The sequence below is a fragment of the Mycobacterium sp. Root135 genome (assembly GCF_001426545.1).
In the GTDB taxonomy this organism is placed as follows: Bacteria; Actinomycetota; Actinomycetes; order Mycobacteriales; family Mycobacteriaceae; genus Mycobacterium.
In genome coordinates this window covers 419,102-439,460 of the sequence record NZ_LMEZ01000007.1, presented here as the reverse complement: position 1 = coordinate 439,460, position 20,359 = coordinate 419,102, and the positions used below count along the sequence as shown (strand labels likewise).

Here is a 20,359-nt window from a genome sequence, read left to right as displayed (position 1 = left end):
TGTCATGCGGTGGGACGCCAGAATCCCTGAAAACCCTGACCCGCGTTGGTGGTTCGGATCGGTGAGAGCTTCACCGGGTCACCCGCCTCGATCATGACACCGTTTCCCACCACCATCGCGACGTGTCCGTCCCACACTGCCAGATCGCCAGGGCGCAGCGTGGCCTGTGTGACGGCGGACCCGACGTCCTGCTCCTGTGCGAGGCGCGGAAGGTCAAGTCCGGCTTCGTGATACGCCCACTGTGTCAAGCCGCTGCAGTCGAGACCGACGCCGGGCGTGGTTCCGCCCCAGTCGTACGGCACGCCGAGCTGTGTCAGCGCGTGCCGGACCGCGCTGGCGGCGGTCTCGTTGGGTGCGGTGGCCGTGCTGCCGTCGGGAAGCTGGATGCCGACACCGCTGCCGAACATGCCGGGGTCGGCGAGCGGTCGTGCGTCGTCGCGACTGAGTGCAGCGGACTCGACGGTGGGTCGGCCCGACTCCGCGGCGCCGGACGGGAAGCCGCCGAGCCCCGAGCCGGCGCCCGAACCCGCGCCGGGTCCGCCGCCGATGCCGGGCAGGGCGCCCATCGGCAGGGTGGGCATCTTCGGCACCGACGGCGGAGGTGCAGACGCCTCGACCGCGGAGGCGTGCCCGTCGAGCTCCGCTCGCAGTTCGGCGAGCACCCCCTCGGCCTCGTCGAGGGCCCGCCGCGCCTCTGCGACGAGCTCGTCGGCCGCACCGGGTTCGTCGAGCTGGGACTCGAGCTGTTCGGCGCGCGCTTCGAAGTCGGTGACGATCCTCTGCAGCCGCGCCCGCGCGCGAGCCACGGCGTCGGCGGCGTCGGCGGTGGCGGCACCGAGCTGATCCGCCCTGAGCGCCATGGCGTCGACGGCCGCCACGGTCGACTCGGTGAAGGCGGCGGCCGCCGCACCCGCGTCGCCCTCCCAGCGCGTCGCCTGCCACGACCGGCCGGTCGCGGCGGCCACGTCGGACAGGGCAGCCCGAGCGCCGGCAAGAGTCGAGGCGGCGTCGGGTGTGCCCGTGCCGAGCGTCGCCTGAAGCTCTCGCAGGGGCGCGGCCAAAACGGCCACCAGGGTGCTCGCCACCAGTTAGAGACCGGTTCGTGAAATGGACTGTCCCGCTGATCGTTCGGCGAAGTCATATGCGTCCGCCGCGGTACCCGCGACGTGCCTCGCGGCGATGAAGCGCTCGGCGAGTTCGGTGGCGAGCCTCGCTTCCCGGTCCAGTGCCTGGTTGAGCGCGGCGAGGAACCCTGCCCCGACCGTGCCGAACGCGTCGGCCGCCACCGTCGAGGCCCGCAGGTCGGCCGCCACGGAGGCGAGGTCGTCGGCGTGGCCGCGCTGCGCGGCGCTGAACCCGTGAATGTCGGACGTATCGGCGATCATGAGAGTTATGACGTCGGCCAACCCCGGCCGGTTCCATTAGGGTTCGCCGCATGGACGTCCGCGTTGTCGATCACCCACTCGCCGCTGCCCGGTTGACCACGCTGCGCGACGAGCGCACCGACAACGCCGGTTTCCGATCCGCGTTGTGCGACCTCGCGCTGATGCTCGTCTACGAAGCCATGCGTGACTCTGCCTCGACTCCCGTGCCGATCCGCACCCCGATGGCCGACACCGTCGGGTCGCGCCTTGCGTCGCCACCGCTGTTGGTGCCCGTGCTTCGCGCGGGCCTCGGGATGGTCGAGAAGGCACACCAGCTGATACCCGAAGCCAAGGTGGGCTTCGTCGGCATGGCGCGCGACGAGGAGACGGCCCTGCCCACTCCCTACCTGGAGTCGCTTCCCGACGACCTCAGCGCCACCCCGGTGTTGGTGCTCGACCCGATGCTCGCCACCGGAGGTTCGATGGCGCACACCTTGCGTCTGCTGCACGATCGCAACGCCGTCGACGTCACCGCGGTGTGCGTGGTGTGCGCGCCGGAAGGCATTGCGGCACTTGAGAAGGTCTCACCCAACCTCAAGCTCTACACCGCGGCGATCGACGACGGTCTCAACGAGGTCTCCTACATCATGCCCGGGCTGGGAGATGCGGGAGACCGTCAGTTCGGCCCGCGCTGAAGCAGGTCGACCACGTCGGCCCTGAGCGCATCGAGCATCCGGGCGGCGTCCGCACGGGCCGACGCGACGTCCTCGCGTGCCGGTAGCCGAATCTCCAGGTACGCCTTGACCTTCGGCTCGGTGCCAGACGGTCGGACCGCCACGCGCACCGACTCGCCGGTGTAGATCAACGCGTCGGTGCGCTGATCTCCGTCCCGCGTCAGCAGGTCGGCGACGTCCACCGGTTCGTCGGCGAGACGGGTGGGCGGATGTGCGCGGAGGTGCTCGACCAGAGCCGCGTCCGCAGGCACGGACATCGCGGCCGTGGTGTGCACGCCGTGACGTCGGGCCAGTGCGTCGAGGGCGTCGGTCACGGTGCGGCCCTCATCGCGAAGCACCGACACCAGATCGCAGGCGAGTACGGCGGCGGTGATGCCGTCCTTGTCGCGGACGGCACCGGGGTCGACGCAGTGGCCGATCGCCTCCTCGTAGGCGTAGACCAGCGTGCTGCCCGCCAGGCCGGCGTCCGCCCGGGCCAGCCACTTGAACCCGGTGAGGGTCTCGGCGTGTTGAGCGCCGTGGTGCGCGGCGATGGCGGCCAGCATGCGTGACGACACGACGGTGCTGGCGACCATGCTGGCGGCCATCACCTCGCCCGGATCGATCTGCGACAGGATGTAATCGCCGAGCAGCCAACCCGTTTCGTCACCCGAAAGCATTCTCCAGCCGGTGGGCGTCGGGATGCCGACCGCGCACCTGTCGGCGTCGGGGTCCAAGGCGATCGCGACGTCGGCGTCGACCTCGTCGGCCAGGGCCAGCAGCAGATCGGTGGCTCCCGGCTCCTCGGGATTGGGGAACTCGACGGTGGGAAAGTCGGGGTTGGGTGAGTACTGCTCGGAAACGACGTGGACGTCGTCGAAGCCGGCTTCCCGCAGCACGAGGAGCGCGGGCTCGCCGCCGACGCCGTGCATGGGCGTCAAGGCAATCCGCACGGAGCCGGTGCCGCGCCGCACGCCGGCGGCCCGGCGAACGTAGTCGCCGATGAGGTCGGTGGTGGCCGGCGTGACCTCAGCGCGTGCGACGTCGGTCGGCGCCTTCGCCATCGCCGCCTCGATGTCGCGGTCGCTGGGCGGGACGATCTGCATGCCCCCGTCGAGGTACACCTTGTAGCCGTTGTCCGCCGGAGGGTTGTGCGACGCCGTGATCTGGACTCCCGCGACGGCGGTGAAACGCCGCACACCGAACGCGACGACCGGCGTCGGGACCGGGTCGGGCAGCAGCACGACGGAAAACCCCTCGGCGGCAAGCACTTCTGCGGTTGCCAAGGCGAAGTCGTCGGAGTTGTGTCGGGCGTCGCGACCGACTATGACCGTCGAACCGCCGAGTCCTCGATCGTTGAGGACCGTCGCCAGCGCCCACGTCGCCGACGTCACCGTCTCGACGTTCATGCCACCCGGCCCGGGGCGCATCGGACCGCGAAGTCCTGCGGTGCCGAAGGTGAGGCGCTGCTCATTCATGGCGCTGATTGTCGCTCATCGCGCGTCATCGCCGTCGGCGAGCTTTCGCAGCACCGGCGCCACCAGCATCAGCAGGTTGAACTCCAACTCGGTCAGCGTCTCGCGCATGGCGGAGTTGAGCCACTCGTCGCGCTCGGCCCTGTCGCGCTCGAGCAGTTCCATGCCCTCTGGGGTCACCTCGATCAGTTGGCGCCGTCGGTCGTCGTCGTCGGTTCTGCGCACCACCAGGCCGCGTGACTCCAGATGGTTGATGCCATCGGTCAGCGATTGCACGCGCACGTGCATGCGGGTGGCCAGTTCGGCCGGGGTCGTGACGCCAGCTCGGCTGACTTCGCCGAGGACCTGCTGCTGGCTCAGCGTGAGGCCGTTGTCGCTGCGGTGGCGTCGAAGTTGGCGGGTCAGGGCCATGATCGACTCCCGCAGCTCTGTCGCGGGGTTGGGCGAAGAGGAGCTCATTACCAAGTTATACCTTGGTATTACCTGGATCAGTACCAGTTTGAGATCATGAAATAACAAGCGCATACTTGTCTTTATGTGGAAGTGGGCGCTGTTAGTCGTGGTCACCGTCGCGGTCACCGTGCCGCTGGACCTGCTCGGTGTTCCCTCCGCGGCACTGTTCGCGGCGCTGATCGTCGGCATCGTGCTGGCGCTCGTCTCCCTCGCGCCGGCGGGCGTCCCACGGAAGGCGGGCATTGCCGCCCAGGGCGTGCTCGGCGTCTACATCGGCACGATGGTGCACCGGGACGCGCTCACCGCCCTCGGCTCGGACTGGCCGATCGTGCTCGGCGTCGCGGTGTCGACGCTGGTGCTCAGCATCGGTGCCGGAGCGCTGCTGGGGCTGCACCGCGACATCAGCCCGCTCACCGGATCGCTCGCCCTCGTCGCCGGGGGAGCCTCGGGACTGGTCGCGATCGCCCGCGAACTGGGTGGCGACGACCGCGTGGTCGCCGTCGTCCAGTACCTGCGGGTCGCATTGATCACCGCGTCGATGCCGGTCGTCGTCACCGTCGTCTACCACGCCGAGAAGTCCGGCCATGCCGCGGCGCCGGCCCAAAGTGGCTCGGCGCCTTGGTATGTGAGCATCGGAATGCTGGTGGTCATCGTGCTCGTCGGCGCCACCGCGGGCAGGCTCGCTCGGATGCCGGGGTCGGGCCTGCTCGGTCCCATGGCCGTCACCATCGCCCTCGAGCTAACCGGCACGTCGTTCGGCCTCTCGGTCCCGATGGCGCTGGTTCAGCTCGGCTACGCCGTGATCGGGTGGCAGGCGGGCGTCGCGTTCACTCGCGAATCGATGCGAGCGATCGGCCGCGCCCTCCCGGCGGCGCTTGGCCTGATCGTCGTGCTCAACGTCGCGTGCGCGGGCCTTGGCATCCTGCTGGCTCACGTCACCGGCATCAGCCTGCTCGAGGGCTACCTGTCGACCAGCCCCGGCGGCATCTACGCCGTGCTGGCGACGGCCGTCGAGACGGGTTCCAACGTCACGTTCATCGTCGCCGCGCAGGTCATGCGGGTGCTACTGATGCTGTTCGCCGCGCCGCTGATCGCCCGCGGGCTGGCCAAGCTTAGTCACAGCCGCGCCAGCACCTCCGAGAGCAGGGAACCCATCCGCGTCGCCGACTGACGCCCCGCCTCGAGCACCTCGGCGTGGTTCAACGGTTCGCCCGTCATCCCGGCCGCGAGGTTCGTCACCAGCGAGACGCCAAGCACCTCTGCGCCGGCCGCGCGCGCCGCGATCGTCTCGTGCACCGTCGACATGCCCACCAGGTCGGCGCCGAGCGTCCGCAGCATCCGAATCTCGGCCGGCGTCTCGTAGTGCGGGCCCGGCAGCCCGGCGTAGACGCCCTCGGCCAGGGAGGGGTCGACGTCGAGGGCGAGTGCCCGAAGGCGAGGCGAGTAGGCGTCCACCAGGTCGACGAACTGCGCGCCGACCAGCGGCGAGCGTGCCGTCAGGTTGAGGTGGTCGCTGATCAGCACCGGCTGGCCGACCGCGTGGTCCTCCCGGAGCCCGCCGGCAGCGTTGGTGAGCACCACGCTGCGCGCGCCCGCCGCGCAAGCCGTCCGCACCGGATGCACCACATGCCGCAGGTCGTGGCCCTCGTAGGCGTGAATCCGCCCGAGCAGCACCAGGACGCGCTTGTCTCCGACCGTCAGTGCCAGGACTTGGCCGCCGTGGCCCGCGGCCGACGGCGGGGTGAAGCCGGGCAGCTCCGCCATCGGCACGACGGCCGACGGTTCGCCCAGCTCGGCGGCGGCGGGCGCCCAACCCGAACCGAGGACGACGGCGACGTCGACTGCGTCGGCGCCGATGCGGGCCAGCAGTGCGGCGGCGGCCTCGTCGGCCATGGACTGCGGGTCGCTCGGTGCAGTGGTCACGGCGGGAAAGCGTACCGCCGGCGCCGAGACTGCACTCAGGTCGCAGAAGTGCGAGTAGCCGTCACCGTGAGCGCAGTCTCGACGGTCCGTGCCCTCCCATGAGCGCTTGCGCGAAGAACAAACGGACGGTGAGATACTGCTTCGATGCCCACCGCCACCGCGTCGACGATCGTCGAGGACGTCGTGCAGCAACGGCGTGGCGATCTCGTCGAGCTGTCCCACTCGATTCACGCCGAGCCGGAGCTGGCGTTCGCCGAACATCGCAGCTGCGCCAAGACCCAGGCGCTGGTCGCCGAGCGCGGTTTCGAGGTCACCGCCGGGGTGGCGGGGCTGGACACCGCGTTCCGGGCCGTCTTCGGCAGCGGCTCGCTGGTCGTCGGCATCTGCGCGGAGTACGACGCACTGCCTGGCATCGGCCACGCCTGCGGGCACAACATCATCGCGGCCTCCGCGGTGGGCACGGCGCTGGCGCTCGCAGAGGTCGCCGACCAGCTCGACCTGACCGTCGTCCTCCTCGGCACCCCCGCGGAGGAGGCTGGTGGCGGCAAGGCGCTGATGCTGGACGCCGGCGTGTTCGACGACGTCGCGGCGACGGTGATGCTGCACCCCGGCCCGATCGACATCGCCCGCGCGCGGTCGCTGGCGCTGTCCCAGGTGGCCGTCGAGTACCTCGGTCGCGAAGCCCACGCGGCCGTCGCGCCGTACCTCGGACTGAACGCCGCCGACGCCATCACGGTGTCCCAGGTGGCGATCGGTCTGCTGCGGCAACAGCTCGCGCCGGGTCAGATGGTGCATGGCATCGTCACCGACGGCGGGCAGGCCACCAACGTCATCCCGGCCCGCACCGAGATGCAGTACACGATGCGGGCCAACGACGCGGGATCGCTCAAGGAGTTGGAAGCCAGGATGTGGGACTGCTTTCTGGCCGGGGCGGTGGCCACGGGTTGCGGTCATCAGGTCGAGGCGACCGAGCCGTCGTACCTCGAGTTGACGCCCGACAAGTGGCTTGCCGACGTCTTCCGCGCCGAGATGGTTCGATTCGGCAGGACGCCCGTCGCGGCTGAATTCGAGGCGGCACTACCGCTCGGCAGTACCGACATGGGCAACGTCACGCAGCTCATGCCGGGCATTCATCCCATCGTCGGCATCGACGCCGACGGTGCATCCATCCATCAGCAGGCGTTCGCGGCGGCCGCCGCCGGGCCGAGCGCCGACAAGGCCGTCATCGAGGGAGCCGTCATGCTGGCCCGCACCGTCGTGGAGCTCGCCGAGACACCCGCGCAACGCGACAGGGTGAGCCAGCTCAAGACGGAGCGGGACAACGCATGAGCATTCAAGATTCGACCAACGCATGGTTGGCCGCCCACTACGACGAGCTCGTAGCCTGGCGACGGCACATCCACCAGCACCCCGAGCTGGGGCGCCAGGAGTTCGACACCACTCAGTTCGTGGCGTCGCGGCTGGCCGACGCCGGGCTCAATCCCAAGGTGCTGCCGGGTGGCACCGGCCTGACGTGTGACTTCGGGCCAGAACACGCGCCGCGGATCGCGCTGCGGGCCGACATGGATGCACTGCCCATGGCCGAACGCACGGGTCTGCCGTTCTCGTCGCTGACGCCCGGCGTCGCGCACGCCTGTGGGCACGACGGACACACCGCGGTGCTGCTCGGCGCGGGCCTGGCGCTGGCGTCGGTCCCCGAGCTTCCGGTCGGCGTACGGCTGCTCTTCCAGCCGGCCGAGGAGTTGATGCCGGGCGGCGCCATCGACGCCATCGCGGCGGGTGCCTTGAACGGGGTGTCGCGAATCTTCGCGCTGCACTGCGATCCTCGTCTGGAGGTCGGCAAGGTCGCCATCCGGCCCGGACCGATCACCTCCGCGGCCGACCAGGTCGAGATCACCCTTCACTCACCGGGCGGGCATACCTCGCGACCCCATCTGACCGGCGATCTGGTGTACGCGCTTGGCACCCTGATCACCGGCGTCCCCGGCGTCCTGTCACGCCGGGTCGACCCACGCAACAGCACCGTCATGGTGTGGGGCGCGGTCAACGCGGGCGTCGCGGCGAATGCCATCCCGCAGACGGGCAGCATCGCGGGCACCATTCGCACCGCAAGTCGTGAAGCCTGGGTGGTGATGGAAGAGCTTGTCCGCGAGATCGTTTCGTCGCTCCTGGCCCCGCTGCAGGTGCAGTACAGCGTGCACTACCGGCGTGGGGTGCCACCGGTGGTGAACGAGTCGGTGTCGACGCGGATCTTCACCCACGCGATCGAGGCGATCGGTCCCGACGTCCTCACCGACACCCGCCAATCCGGTGGCGGCGAGGACTTCTCCTGGTACCTCGAAGACGTCCCCGGCGCGATGGCGCGGCTGGGCGTCTGGCCGGGCGTCGGGCCGCAGCTCGACCTGCACCAGCCGACGTTCGACCTCGACGAGCGGGCGTTGGGCGTCGGCGTGCAGGTGTTCACCAACATCATCGAGCAGAGCGCGGCGTTCTAACTGCCCTGGCTGGGTCCGGGGCCGATGTTTCGGGCTGGCTTGGTGCGCAGGTCGTGCACGTATTCCGCTGGCGCACCGGCGATTTCGGCGGCCTCGGCCATCACGCCGAGGTAGCGGGCCGACGGGATGCCGCCCTCCCACGCGTCGACGACGTAGAGCCACGCCAGCACCGGATCGGTACTGGTGTCGGAGGTTTCGCGGTGTACCCGGCAGCGGATCTTCTTGTGGAAGCCGAGCTCCGAGCCCTCCCAGCGGTCGAGGTTCTCCTCGTCCTCCTTGGTCATGTCGTAGAGGACGACGAAGACCTTCGACGTGGGATCCTCGACGAGGGTCGCCAACGCGCCCTCCCAGCTGAGGTCCTCGCCACCGAAGGTGAGTCGCCACCCGTGAATCCACCCCGTCCCCGCCATGGGCGAGTGGGGTGCACGCTGCAACATCTGCTCCGGATGCATGTTCGATCCGTAGGCGGCGTAGATCGGCACGGCGGTAAGCCTAAGGGGTCCAACTTGGCGCAGTCGCCTAACCACCGGGTTGAGTTGGACACAGCAGACTAAGTTGGTCCCGTGGCTACCCGCATCGTGATCATCGGCGGCGGTCCCGCCGGGTATGAAGCTGCACTCGTCGCAGCGGGCCGCGGCCCGGACGTAGCGCAGGTCACCGTCGTCGACTCCGACGGCATCGGCGGCGCTTGCGTGCTCTTCGACTGCGTCCCGTCGAAGACGTTCATCGCGTCGACCGGGGTGCGCACCGAGCTGAGGCGCGCCGACGGGCTCGGCTTCGACATCAAGATCGAAGACGCCAAGATCTCGCTGCCGCAGATTCACAACCGGGTGAAGACGCTGGCCCGGTCGCAGTCCGCGGACATCGGGTCCAACCTGTTGCGCGAGGGCGTGCAGATCGTGCACGGGCGCGGCGAGCTCGTCGACGACCTCCCCGGCATGGCTCACCACCGGGTGAAGGTCACCACCACCGAGGGCAAGGTCGGCGTGCTCAAGGCCGACGTCGTGTTGATCGCCACCGGCGCCCGTCCCCGTGTGCTGCCTCATGCCGCTCCCGACGGCGAGCGGATCCTGAACTGGCGTCAGCTCTACGACCTCTCCGAGCTGCCCGAACACCTCGTCATCGTCGGCTCGGGCGTCACGGGGGCCGAGTTTTGCAGCGCCTACACCGAGCTGGGCGTCAAGGTCACCGTGGTGGCCAGCCGCGACCAGATCCTTCCGCACGAGGACTCCGACGCCGCCGCCGTGCTGGAGGAGGCCTTCAACGAACGAGGCGTGAAGCTGGTCAAGAACGCGCGCGCGGAGTCGGTCACCCGCAGCGGCGACGGCGTCGTGGTGGCGATGGCCGACGGTCGCAAGGTCGAGGGCAGCCACGCACTGATGACGGTCGGCTCCGTGCCCAACACCGAAGGCCTCGGGCTCGAGAAGGTCGGGATCGAGCTGAGCCGGGGCAACTACCTGTCGGTGGACCGGGTGTCGCGCACGTCCGCGGCAGGCATCTACGCCGCTGGCGACTGCACGGGCCTGCTGCCGCTGGCCTCGGTGGCCGCGATGCAAGGCCGCATCGCGATGTATCACGCGCTGGGCGAGGGGGTGTCGCCAATTCGGTTGCGCACCGTCGCGGCCGCCGTCTTCACCAGGCCGGAGATCGCCGCGGTCGGAGTGCCGCAGACCGCGATCGACGACGGGACGGTCCCGGCCCGCACGCTGATGCTGCCGTTGACCACGAATGCCAGAGCGAAGATGTCGTTGTTGCGCCGCGGCTTCGTGAAGATCTTCTGCCGCCCGGCGACCGGCGTCGTCATCGGCGGGGTCGTCGTCGCCCCCATCGCGTCGGAACTGATCCTGCCGATCGCACTCGCCGTGCAGAACCGGATATCGGTGACCGACCTCGCGCAGACGCTGTCGGTGTATCCCTCGCTCTCCGGGTCGACGGTCGAGGCCGCCCGAAGATTGATGGCTCACGACGATCTGGACTGAAGCCACGTAGGCTCGGATCCGTACGCCTACCGACGAGTAACGAGAAGGTGCATGGCCGTGAGCGACGCTCGTGAGCGAACCATCGGCGCAGTCGAACCGATCCCCGGCCCTGGTAACGGCCAGACTCTCCTCGGCCCCGAGTGGCGGGCTCAGGCGTGGGAACGCCTCGGCAGTGAGCAGTTCGACGTCGTCGTCATCGGAGGTGGCGTCGTGGGCGCTGGGGCGGCACTCGACGCCGCCACCCGCGGGCTCAAGGTGGCGCTCGTCGAGGCGCGCGACTTCGCGTCGGGCACCTCGAGTCGGTCGTCGAAGATGTTCCACGGCGGCCTGCGCTATCTGGAGCAGCTCGAGTTCGGTCTCGTCCGCGAGGCGCTGCACGAGCGCGAGCTGTCCCTGACGACGCTGGCTCCCCACCTCGTCAAGCCCTTGCCGTTCCTGTTCCCGTTGACCCACCGGTTGTGGGAGCGGCCCTACATCGCGGCGGGCATCTTCCTCTACGACCAGCTGGGCGGCGCCAAGTCGGTGCCCGCCCAGAAGCATCTGCTCAAGGGCGGTGCGTTGCGCCTGGCGCCCGGGCTGAAGCGTAGTTCCCTCATTGGCGGAATCCGGTACTACGACACCGTGGTCGACGACGCCCGGCACACCATGATGGTGGCCCGCACCGCCGCTCACTACGGCGCGGTGGTGCGGACCTCCACGCAGGTCGTGGCACTGCTGCGCGAGGGCGACCGGGTCACCGGCGTGCGCGTGCGTGACTCCGAGAACGGTGCGTCCACCGAGGTTCGCGGCCACGTGGTGGTCAACGCCACCGGCGTCTGGACCGACGAGATCCAAGCCCTGTCCAAGGAGCGTGGCCGCTTCCGCGTGCGGGCGTCGAAGGGTGTGCACATCGTCGTGCCCCGCGATCGCATCGTCAGCGAAGTCGCGATCATCCTGCGGACCGAGAAGTCGGTGCTGTTCGTCATCCCGTGGGGCACGCACTGGATCATCGGCACCACCGACACCGACTGGAATCTCGACCTGGCGCATCCCGCCGCCACCAAGGCCGACATCGACTACATCCTCGAGACGGTCAACACCGTGCTCGCCACCCCGCTCAACCACGACGACATCGACGGCGTCTACGCCGGGCTGCGACCGTTGTTGGCGGGGGAAAGTGAAGAGACCTCCAAGCTTTCGCGTGAGCATGCGGTGGCCACGCCGTCGCCGGGTCTCGTCTCCATCGCCGGCGGCAAGTACACGACGTATCGGGTGATGGGCGAGGACGCGATCGACGCGGCAGCGGAGTTCGTCCCGACCAGGGTGGCGCCGTCGATCACCGAGAAGGTGCCGCTGATGGGCGCCGACGGCTACTTCGCCCTGATCAACCAAACCGAGCACGTCGGGGCGCACTACGACCTGCACCCGTACCGCGTCCGGCATCTGCTGGACCGCTACGGTTCGTTGATCGGCGAGGTGCTGGCGATGGCCGAGGGTCGTCCAGAACTGTTGGCGCCCATCACCGAAGCGCCCGTATACCTCAAGGTCGAGGCGTACTACGCCGCGGCGGCCGAGGGGGCCCTGCATCTCGAGGACATCCTCGCGCGGCGCATGCGCATCTCGATCGAATACCCGCACCGCGGCGTCGACTGCGCCCGTGAAGTCGCCGAAGTCGTTGCACCCGTGCTGGGTTGGAGCGCCGAGGACGTCGACCGCGAGGTGAACACGTATCGGGCACGTGTCGAAGCCGAGGTGTTGTCGCAGACTCGGGCCGACGACGAGTCGGCCGACGCCTTGCGTGCCGCCGCACCCGAGGCGCGTGCCGAGATTCTCGAGCCCGTGCCCTTGACGTGAGACACCCTCCGCCCCTTCCCATTCGGGACGGCCTCGGGCCGGTTCGGGTGAGGTTGCGCGGGGGTGCGGTGCTTGTCGAACTGGCCGACCGGTTCGGCGAGGCAGCGGCGACGAAAGTGCTTGCTGGCGAGGTGGTGTGCGCGGACGGAACCGTCGTCGGTGCGGCGACGGTGCTTCCGCCGAATGCGGACGTGTACCTGTATCGCGACCTGCCCGACGAGATCCCCGTCCCGTTCGACGTGCCCGTCCTGTATCGCGACGACAACATCGTGGTCGTCGACAAGCCGCACTTCTTGGCGACCATGCCGCGGGGAGGGCACGTCTCCGAGACGGCGCTGGTGCGACTGCGGCGCTCACTCGACCTGCCCGAGCTCTCGCCGGCGCATCGGTTGGACCGGCTGACGGCTGGGGTGCTGCTCTTCACGGTGCGCCGCGAGGTTCGCGGGGCCTATCAGACGATGTTCGCGCGCGGCGAGGTGCGCAAGACCTATCTGGCCAGAGCGGAGGAGTCGGGGCTGGACTTCCCCTTGACGGTCCGGAGCCGAATCATCAAGGAACGCAGCAGGTTGCAGGCGTTCGAGGAGGCGGGTGAGCCGAATGCCGAGACGCTGGTCGAGCTGCTGTCTGGTGAGGGCCTGTACCGGTTGACCCCGCGCACCGGGCGCACCCACCAACTGCGTCTGCACATGGCGTCGCTGGGGTTGCCCATCCTTGGCGACCCGTTGTACCCCGACGTGCTCGACGTCGCGCCGGACGACTTCACGCGACCGTTGCAGCTGCTGGCTCACCGCCTCGAGTTCGACGATCCGGTGGCGAAGGTCAGCCGGTCGTTCGAGAGCGCAAGGTCGCTCGACGGCGACGTGTTCTACTGACTTGGTGGATCGCACTGCATTCGACGCACTCTTCGACATGACCGGCCGCACCGTCATCGTGACGGGAGGCACCAGGGGCATCGGGCTTTCGTTGGCGGAGGGTTTCGTGCTCGCCGGTGCCAACGTGGTGGTGGCCAGTCGCAAAGCCGACGCCTGCGAGGAGGCGGCCGCCCATCTTCGCGGCCTTGGCGGGCAGGCGATCGGCATCCCCGTCCACGCCGGTGACGTCGAGGGTTTGGACGTCCTGGTGGACGGCACCGTGGCGGAGTTCGGCGGCGTCGACGTGCTGGTGAACAACGCCGCCAACGCCTTGGCTCAGCCGCTCGGCGAGATGACCGTCGAGGCATGGGCCAAGTCCAACGACGTCAACGTCCGCGGCCCGGTCTTCCTGACGCAAAAGGCGTTGCCGCACTTGAAGAAGAGTGATCACGCCGCGGTACTGAACATGATCTCGGTCGGCGCCTTCGGCTTCGCCGCCGACCTGTCGATCTACGCGGCGGGCAAGGCCGCGCTGATGTCGTACACCCGGTCGATGGCTGCGGCCTTCGTCGGTGACGGCATCAGGGTCAACGCCATTGCGCCAGGTCCCATTGACACCGACATGATGCGCAACAACCCGCAGGAAGCGATCGACGCCATGACCCGCGGGACGCTGATGAAGCGGCTGGCGTCTCCCGACGAACTGGTCGGCTCCGCACTGCTGTTGTGTTCTGACGCAGGCAGTTACATCACGGGCACGATGATCATCGTCGACGGCGGCGGCACCCCGCGCTAGGTGTCCCGCTCTTCCCCGCGAGCGTGCGTGTCTGCGGGCGACGGGCCGGGTGGACGTCGGAGTGTGCGCACGCTCGCGCGGACGTCAAGTCCTTTATGCCAACCGGGGAGGCTCTCCGCCGGGGAGTGCGAGTGCCCGCCTCTGAGCGAATTGAGGACGGGCCCAATCCTCTTGTGTCACTTCGGTTTCAGGTGTCACATATCCGGGTTCCTTGTCGGTGGGTCGTACTAGTGTTCGGGTATGAGTTCGGATCGGGTCACCGCAGCGGTCGCGGGGATCCGTGCTGCCGTCGCCGAACTCGTCGACCTGGAGTGTGATCAGTTCACCCACCTCGAGTTGGTGGAGTTGTTGGGGGAACTGGAAACGGTGACGTGGCAGCTGCCGGCGGTGGGGCATCAGGTGATCGCCCGGTTGCAGGAAGCCTCCCCGGTGGAGTTGGGCGCGAAGTCCTTGGGCAGCGTGCTGACTCAGCGGTTGCGGATCTCGGGTAAGGAGGTCCGCCGCCGGATCTGCGACGCGGAGGATCTCGGACCGCGGACCACGCTGAACGGGCAACCGTTGGACCCCAAGCTGGCACCCACCGCGAGCGCGCAAGCCCGCGGGGCGTTGGGGCCCGAGCACGTCACCGAGATTCGAGGGTTTCTCGACGGGCTTCCCGGGTGGGTGGACCCGGAAGTCCGGGAGCTCTCGGAGAAGGCGTTGGTCCAAATCGGGTCCGGCACCGGGCCGGAGGAGTTGGCCAAGGCGGCCAAGGAACTGTTAACGGCAATCGACCAGGACGGCCCGAAGCCCGACGACGTGGAGCGGGCCCGCAAACGCTACGCCCGGATGGGTCCGCAGCAGGCCGACGGCATGACCACACTGACCGCACTGCTCGATCCCCAGAAGCCCGACGACGTGGAGCGGGCCCGCAAACGCTACGCCCGGATGGGTCCGCAGCAGGCCGACGGCATGACCACACTGACCGCACTGCTCGATCCCGAAGCGCGGGCGATCGTCGAACCAATCCTCGCCAAGTACGCAGCGCCGGGGATGTGCAACCCGGCCGACCACGAACCGCGAACGTCGGGGACACCGTCACAGGAGCAGATCGACGCCGATGACCGCACCGTCGGGCAACGCAACCACGACGCGCTGATCGCCATCGGACGGTCCGTCCTGGCCTCGGGTGAACTGGGGCAATCGGACGGTCCGTCCTCGCGGCAGCGGTGTCACCGGCGGTGGATCGCTGCTCCCGATGGCGGACGTGATCCGGATGGCGTCCCACGCTCACCACTACTTGGCGGTGTTCGACAAACACACCAACCAAGCCCTCTACCTCGGCCGCACCAAACGGCTGGCGTCGGTGGGGCAGCGGATCGTGCTCCACGCCCGCGACCGTGGGTGCACCAAACCCGGCTGCACCGTCCCCGGGTACGGGGCGCAGGTCCATCACACCAACGGCTGGGCCAAGAATGGACAAACCAACATCGACGAAGTGGTCTTCGCCTGCGGCGGGGACAACCGCCTCGCCGAAGAAGGCTGGACGGTCACCGTCGGCCCAGACGGCGTCCAATGGATACCCCCACCGGCCATTGACGTCGGGCAAGCCCGGCTGAACTACCTCCACCACCCCGAACGACTGCTGGTCACACCCGACGGCTGAGGTCGTCGAGGAAGTCGACGAGGTGGTCGGCCATCACGCCGCCGGAGCTGTGCCCGACGCCAGGTACCAGGTGCAGCCTGGCGGCGGGCCACCTCTGCGCGAGCTGCCACGGGATCTCCGACGGGCAGCTCAGGTCGAGGCGACCGTGAATCAGCACCGCGGGCAGGTGGGCGATGCGCCCGACGTTGCGCAGCAGCTCCCCGTCGGGAAGCCACGCGGCGTGCCGCCAATAGTGAGTCACCAAGCGCGCAAAACACATTCGGTAGACGGGGTCGCCGTAGCGGACCGGCGGCGGACGTGTGCCGTCGACGTCGACGTGGCTCGCCTCCCAATCGCACCAATCGCGGGCGGCCTTCTCGCGCACCCGCGGGTCCGGGTCGGCGAGCAATCGGGCATAACCGTCGACGAGGCTGCCGTCGCGGTCCTCTTCGGGCAGCTGGTCGCGAAAGCGCGACCATGCTTCCGGGAAGAGTCGCCCGACGTCACGGGTGATCCACTCAACCTCGGCTGGCCCAGTGGTGGTTACGGCCGTCAGCGCGAGCGCGGTGACTCGGTCGGGGTGCTGCTCGGCGTAGGCCAACGACAGCGTCGTGCCCCATGACCAGCCCGCCAGCAGCCAGCGTTGCACCCCGAGGTGCTCCCGCAACAGTTCCATGTCGGTGATCAAGTGCTGAGTCGTGTTGCCGCCCAGGTCAACCGCGGCGTCGGCGGCATGGGGTGTGCTGAGGCCGCAGCCGCGTTGGTCGAAGGCGATGATGCGGTACAGCTCCGGGTTGAACGGCCGTCGCATCCCCGGCACGCAACCCGACCCCGGACCGCCGTGCACGAGCAGTGCAGGTGCACCGTCGGGATTGCCTGATGTCTCCCAATGGATCTGGTTGCCGTCGCCCACGTCCAGCAGGCCGGAGGCATACGGTTCGATCTCCGGATACATCAACGTCAACTCTTCTTGCGACTGGTGAAGGCAGACGTCGCCTGGGTCAGCTCTCCAGTTGTCGTAGACAGCACCTGGCTGCGGTTCTCCAGGTGCAACGCCGCCTGCAGGCTGGGTGCCTCCAGATTCGCCCACAACACCTGCTTGGTGGACTCGAGGCCGAACTTGCCGTACTCACAGAGGGTTTCGGCGATGGCCAGTGCCTCGTCCAGCACGGGACCCGTTGCGACGCGTGACACCAGGCCGATGCGCAGTGCCTCGTCAGCCTCGACCGTGCGTGCGGTGAGAATCAGGTCGAAGGCCTGGCCGGCCCCGACGAGTCGGGGCAGCGTGTAGCTGACCCCGATGTCGCAGCCGCCGAGTCCGAGCTTGATGAACTGGGTGCAGAACCGAGCCGACGGCGCGGCGATGCGGATGTCGGATGCCATGGCCAGGGCGAACCCGCCTCCGTAGGCCGGACCGTTGACGGCCGAGATCACCGGCTGACGCAGGGTGCTCAACTTGACGGTGAGCTCTGCGATGCGTTCCTGCCAGCGCATGCTCGAACGTGGGAAGGAAAGTCCGCGGCGCGCGTCGTCGGGAAACGGGTCGGTCAGGTCCAGGCCGGAGCAGAATCCGCGACCCGCCCCGGTGAGCACGACGACGCGGCACAGATCGTCGTCATCGACCTCGTCGAGTGTCTGATGGAGTTCCTCGACGAGGCCAAAGTTGAGCGCGTTGAGCTTGTCTGGGCGATTGAGCGTGATGACGGCGACGTCGGGGCGCGGACGGCTCAGCTCGAGATGGGACATAGCGACCCAGCCTATGGGCGGTACTCAGTCGCTACTGTGCCATCCGCTGATCCCGACGATGATGAGTCGCAACTGCTTGACGGCGGTGTGGCGGATGTCGTCGAGTGCGGCCTGATCGGGCGCGTCCTCGATGGCTTCGGCGATCACGATCATCGAGTTCACGAACAAGCTGGACAGGATGTTCAGGTCCTCTGCGCTCCACGAGTTCAGACCGGGGAAGCGGGTCAGGTCGATGGCCAATTCCGAGGTGATCAGTCGAATCTCGGTACGGATGGCGTAACGCAGCACCGTCACGCCGCTGTTGCGTTCGCGGGCGATGAAGCGCCAGTGTTCACGGCGTTCGGCGACGCCGGCTACGAGGATGTCCACCGTCGATTCAATGACCCGGCTCGGGTCGAGCTTGCCTGCTCTCGCGCCGCGCAGCATGTCGCGCAGGGCGCGGAACGACTCGTCGATGAGGACGAGGCCAAGTGCTTCCATGGAGTCGAAGTGCCGATAGAACGCGGCCGGGACGATGCCCGCCTCACGGGTCACCTCACGCAGGCTCAAGGCGCTGAAACTGCGCTCCTCCAGGAGTCGCAGGGCACCGGCCACGATGGCACGACGAGTCGCCTCCTTGCGTTCCTCGCGGGACAACGTGTCGCGAGAGCGGGAGGATCCCGAGCGTCCCGACCGGGACGATCGTGAACTGGGCGTACGATCGTTCACTGTTGTGAAACCTACCACAACCTGCTCGAATCCATTGACGGTCGCGTCCCGTGAGCGCACGGTATACACATGTTCACTCAAACGAAGACGCTGAGCCTGCGGGACAGAGTGCTGCGGTCGCCTCTGGTAGACCTGCTCACCGGACCGCACGGCGTCGATCGCTACACGGAGCTCGTCGAGCCCACGTGGACGCTGGGGGACTGCCGCGCCAAGGTGGTCGCGGTCCGCCGCCAGACGCCCCGCAGCGTCACCCTGATTCTTGAACCCAACGCGGCCTTTGCGGCCGGCCCGGCCCTGCGCGCGGGCCAACACGTCAACGTGACCGTCGAGGTCGACGGACGTCAGCAGACGCGCTGCTACTCACCCGCCAACGCCGAGGGGGATCGGCTCGTCGAGCTGACCGTCGGCGTGCACGACAAGGGCGTGGTCTCGCGGCACCTGTTCCGCAATGCCCGGCCCGGGATGGTCGTCGGCCTCGACGTAGTCGGCGGGGACTTCACCCTCCCGACGCAGCGTCCCCGCAACATCCTGTTCGTCTCCGGCGGCAGCGGGATCACCCCGGTGCTGTCGATGGTGCGAACGCTGGTCCGCGAGGCAGCGGACAGTGACGTCACCTTCATCCACTACGCCCGCACCGCCGAGGAGGCGTGCTACCGCATCGAACTCGACGCCCTGCCGGGTGTTCGGGTGCTGCACGGGTACTCGCGTGAAGCTGATGCCGGCGATCTGACGGGCTACTTCGGACCCGAGCACATCGCCGACGCGCCGGCTCCGGACGCGGTCTTCGTGTGCGGGCCACCCGCGCTGGTCGACGCCGTCCGTGCGCACTACCCGGACGCCAGCTTCGAGAGCTTCGTCCCCCCGGTGTTCGAGGTCCCCGCGGAGGCGTCCGGCGGAACGATCGCCTTCGCCGACAGCGGCGTCGAGGTCACCGACGACGGTCGCTCCCTGCTCGAACAGGCCGAAGCCGCCGGGCTGTCGCCGCAGAGCGGATGCCGAATGGGCATCTGCCACACCTGCACCCGGCGCAAGACCAGCGGTGCGGTCAAGAACCGCATCACCGGTGCCGTCTCCGCGGCCGACGAGGAAGACGTGCAGATCTGCGTCACCGTCCCCGTCGGCGACGTCGAACTAGCCCTCTAACCCAATCCCCCGAGAAGGAGATCGCCATGACCGCCATGCTCGAGAAGCCCACCGCCGACATCGAGGCCGACGTCGCAGACGTCCTGCCCGAACCCATCCGTCAGGCGATCACCAAGGTCGTCGGCGGCAAGTCCGTCACCATGACTCCGGAGATGGCCGACGCGTTCGGTGCCGAACTGGACGCACTGCGCGAGCGAGTCGTCGCCGACCTCGGTGAGCGCGACACCACCTACATTCGCCGAGTCATCAAGGCGCAGCGCGCACTCGAGGTCGGCGGCCGGGCCATGCTGTTCGCCGGCATCCTCCCGCCGGCGTGGATCGCGGGCACCGCGATGCTGGCCGCGTCGAAGATCCTCGACAACATGGAAATTGGCCACAACATCATGCACGGCCAGTACGACTGGACCGGCGATCCGGCGCTCGCCGGTCGCAACTTCGAGTGGGACTCGGCCTGCCCGAGTGATCAGTGGCGCCACTCGCACAACTACATGCATCACACCTACACCAACATCGTGGACATGGATCGCGACATCGGTTACGGCATCCTGCGGATGAGCGAAGACCAGCGGTGGACGCCGTACTACTACGGCAACCCGGTCTACGCGTTCTTGCTGATGGTGCTGTTCCAGTACGGCGTCGCGCTGCACGAGCTGGAGACCGAGCGCATCCGCTCCGGCGAGATCAGCATCGCCGACAAGCGCGAGACGCTGAAGGGCATCTGGGGCAAGGTGAAGCGCCAGACGTTGAAGGACTACGTGGCCTTCCCGCTGCTCGCCGGTCCGTTCGCGCCGTGGGTGTTCACAGGCAACCTGACGGCCAACCTGATTCGCAACATCTGGTCCTACGCGATCATCTTCTGCGGCCACTTCCCCGACGGCACACAGGAGTTCACGAAGGAGGAGACCGCCAACGAGACGCGCGGAATGTGGTACTTCCGCCAGATCCTCGGCTCGGCGAACCTCACCGGCGGCAAGCTCTTCCACGTGATGAGCGGCAATCTGTCGTTCCAGATCGAACACCACCTGTTCCCCGACATCCCCGCCTTCCGGCATGCCGAGATCTCGCAAGAGGTCCAGGAGATCTGCGAGCGCTACGGCATTCCCTACAACAAGGGCCCGCTGCCGCAGCAGTTCGGCACCGTGGTCCGCAAGATCTGCAAGCTGGCGTTGCCCTGGAACTGAGTCAAATCGCGCCGAGACTGCGGTTGTTGACGGATTTCACGGGATCTTCGTCAACAACCGCAGTCTCGGCGCGTT

Annotated in this window: 19 protein-coding genes and 1 pseudogene; 11 read left to right on the top strand and 9 right to left on the bottom strand. The window is 68.4% G+C overall.

What is annotated here, in order from left to right:
* Nucleotides 1–2: 2 nt before the first annotated feature.
* Nucleotides 3–1,085 carry a C40 family peptidase gene (locus ASD37_RS22305; protein ID WP_056556611.1) on the bottom strand — a complete coding sequence of 361 codons (1,083 nt, stop codon included), beginning with the start codon at nt 1,083–1,085 and terminating at the stop codon, nt 3–5.
* Between the two features lie 3 nt (nt 1,086–1,088).
* Nucleotides 1,089–1,385: a type VII secretion target gene (locus tag ASD37_RS22300; protein WP_056556608.1), complete on the bottom strand. Its 297-nt coding sequence runs from the start codon at nt 1,383–1,385 to the stop codon at nt 1,089–1,091.
* Nucleotides 1,386–1,435: 50 nt separating this feature from the next.
* On the opposite strand from ASD37_RS22300, the gene upp reads away from it, so the two are divergent.
* Nucleotides 1,436–2,059, top strand: coding sequence for a uracil phosphoribosyltransferase (gene upp / locus ASD37_RS22295; RefSeq protein WP_056556605.1), 624 nt, complete (start codon nt 1,436–1,438; stop codon nt 2,057–2,059).
* Here the strand turns inward: upp and ASD37_RS22290 are convergent.
* The gene (locus ASD37_RS22290) at nt 2,041–3,555 is read right to left on the bottom strand and encodes a phospho-sugar mutase (protein WP_056556602.1); all 1,515 of its coding nucleotides are present in this window, start codon (nt 3,553–3,555) and stop codon (nt 2,041–2,043) included. The genes upp and ASD37_RS22290 overlap by 19 nt on opposite strands.
* A 15-nt stretch (nt 3,556–3,570) precedes the next feature.
* Nucleotides 3,571–4,011: a MarR family winged helix-turn-helix transcriptional regulator gene (locus tag ASD37_RS22285; RefSeq protein WP_056556599.1), complete on the bottom strand. Its 441-nt coding sequence runs from the start codon at nt 4,009–4,011 to the stop codon at nt 3,571–3,573.
* Between the two features lie 76 nt (nt 4,012–4,087).
* On the opposite strand from ASD37_RS22285, the gene ASD37_RS22280 reads away from it, so the two are divergent.
* The gene (locus ASD37_RS22280; RefSeq protein WP_056556595.1) at nt 4,088–5,176 is read left to right on the top strand and encodes an AbrB family transcriptional regulator; all 1,089 of its coding nucleotides are present in this window, start codon (nt 4,088–4,090) and stop codon (nt 5,174–5,176) included.
* On the opposite strand, the gene ASD37_RS22275 is transcribed toward ASD37_RS22280, so the two are convergent.
* Complete coding sequence (locus ASD37_RS22275; protein ID WP_056557516.1) at nt 5,122–5,898, bottom strand: purine-nucleoside phosphorylase; 777 nt, start codon at nt 5,896–5,898, stop codon at nt 5,122–5,124. The two genes, ASD37_RS22280 and ASD37_RS22275, sit on opposite strands and share 55 nt — an antisense overlap.
* Nucleotides 5,899–6,072: 174 nt before the next feature.
* Between ASD37_RS22275 and ASD37_RS22270 the strand changes: the two genes are divergently transcribed.
* Nucleotides 6,073–7,257, top strand: a complete 1,185-nt coding sequence (locus ASD37_RS22270) for a M20 family metallopeptidase (RefSeq protein WP_056556592.1) — start codon at nt 6,073–6,075, stop codon at nt 7,255–7,257.
* Complete coding sequence (locus ASD37_RS22265) at nt 7,254–8,423, top strand: amidohydrolase (RefSeq protein ID WP_056556589.1); 1,170 nt, start codon at nt 7,254–7,256, stop codon at nt 8,421–8,423. The genes ASD37_RS22270 and ASD37_RS22265 overlap by 4 nt, the downstream gene beginning before the upstream one ends.
* Here the strand turns inward: ASD37_RS22265 and ASD37_RS22260 are convergent.
* The gene (locus tag ASD37_RS22260) at nt 8,420–8,905 is read right to left on the bottom strand and encodes a gamma-glutamylcyclotransferase (protein ID WP_056556586.1); all 486 of its coding nucleotides are present in this window, start codon (nt 8,903–8,905) and stop codon (nt 8,420–8,422) included. The genes ASD37_RS22265 and ASD37_RS22260 overlap by 4 nt on opposite strands.
* An 81-nt stretch (nt 8,906–8,986) precedes the next feature.
* Between ASD37_RS22260 and ASD37_RS22255 the strand changes: the two genes are divergently transcribed.
* The 5 genes and pseudogenes from ASD37_RS22255 to ASD37_RS32365 all read left to right on the top strand — a co-directional run bounded on the left by ASD37_RS22255 (nt 8,987) and on the right by ASD37_RS32365 (nt 15,527).
* On the top strand, nt 8,987–10,402 hold the full coding sequence (locus ASD37_RS22255; protein WP_056556583.1) for an NAD(P)H-quinone dehydrogenase: 1,416 nt from the start codon (nt 8,987–8,989) through the stop codon (nt 10,400–10,402).
* An 81-nt stretch (nt 10,403–10,483) separates the two neighbouring features.
* Entirely contained in the window at nt 10,484–12,235 is a 1,752-nt protein-coding gene (locus ASD37_RS22250) for a glycerol-3-phosphate dehydrogenase/oxidase (protein ID WP_200959978.1), read from the top strand.
* A 20-nt stretch (nt 12,236–12,255) separates the two neighbouring features.
* A complete protein-coding gene (locus tag ASD37_RS22245; protein ID WP_200959977.1) occupies nt 12,256–13,107 on the top strand; it encodes a pseudouridine synthase in 852 nt (283 codons plus the stop codon).
* 4 nt (nt 13,108–13,111) lie between these two features.
* The gene (locus ASD37_RS22240; protein WP_056557514.1) at nt 13,112–13,882 is read left to right on the top strand and encodes an SDR family NAD(P)-dependent oxidoreductase; all 771 of its coding nucleotides are present in this window, start codon (nt 13,112–13,114) and stop codon (nt 13,880–13,882) included.
* 240 nt (nt 13,883–14,122) lie between these two features.
* Nucleotides 14,123–15,527, top strand: a pseudogene (locus tag ASD37_RS32365) (HNH endonuclease signature motif containing protein).
* Here ASD37_RS32365 and pip read toward each other — a convergent pair.
* From pip to ASD37_RS22220, 3 genes are read right to left on the bottom strand one after another with little or no spacing between them, the layout of a single operon-like run.
* The gene (pip, locus tag ASD37_RS22230) at nt 15,511–16,461 is read right to left on the bottom strand and encodes a prolyl aminopeptidase (protein WP_056556572.1); all 951 of its coding nucleotides are present in this window, start codon (nt 16,459–16,461) and stop codon (nt 15,511–15,513) included. The pseudogene ASD37_RS32365 and the gene pip sit on opposite strands and share 17 nt — an antisense overlap.
* A 5-nt stretch (nt 16,462–16,466) precedes the next feature.
* Entirely contained in the window at nt 16,467–17,252 is a 786-nt protein-coding gene (locus tag ASD37_RS22225) for an enoyl-CoA hydratase/isomerase family protein (protein WP_056556568.1), read from the bottom strand.
* Between the two features lie 24 nt (nt 17,253–17,276).
* Complete coding sequence (locus ASD37_RS22220; RefSeq protein ID WP_056556565.1) at nt 17,277–17,960, bottom strand: TetR family transcriptional regulator; 684 nt, start codon at nt 17,958–17,960, stop codon at nt 17,277–17,279.
* 69 nt (nt 17,961–18,029) lie between these two features.
* Between ASD37_RS22220 and ASD37_RS22215 the strand changes: the two genes are divergently transcribed.
* Complete coding sequence (locus ASD37_RS22215) at nt 18,030–19,103, top strand: ferredoxin reductase (protein WP_056556563.1); 1,074 nt, start codon at nt 18,030–18,032, stop codon at nt 19,101–19,103.
* A 140-nt stretch (nt 19,104–19,243) separates the two neighbouring features.
* Nucleotides 19,244–20,284 carry an acyl-CoA desaturase gene (locus tag ASD37_RS22210; protein WP_235568523.1) on the top strand — a complete coding sequence of 347 codons (1,041 nt, stop codon included), beginning with the start codon at nt 19,244–19,246 and terminating at the stop codon, nt 20,282–20,284.
* Nucleotides 20,285–20,359: the final 75 nt, after the last annotated feature.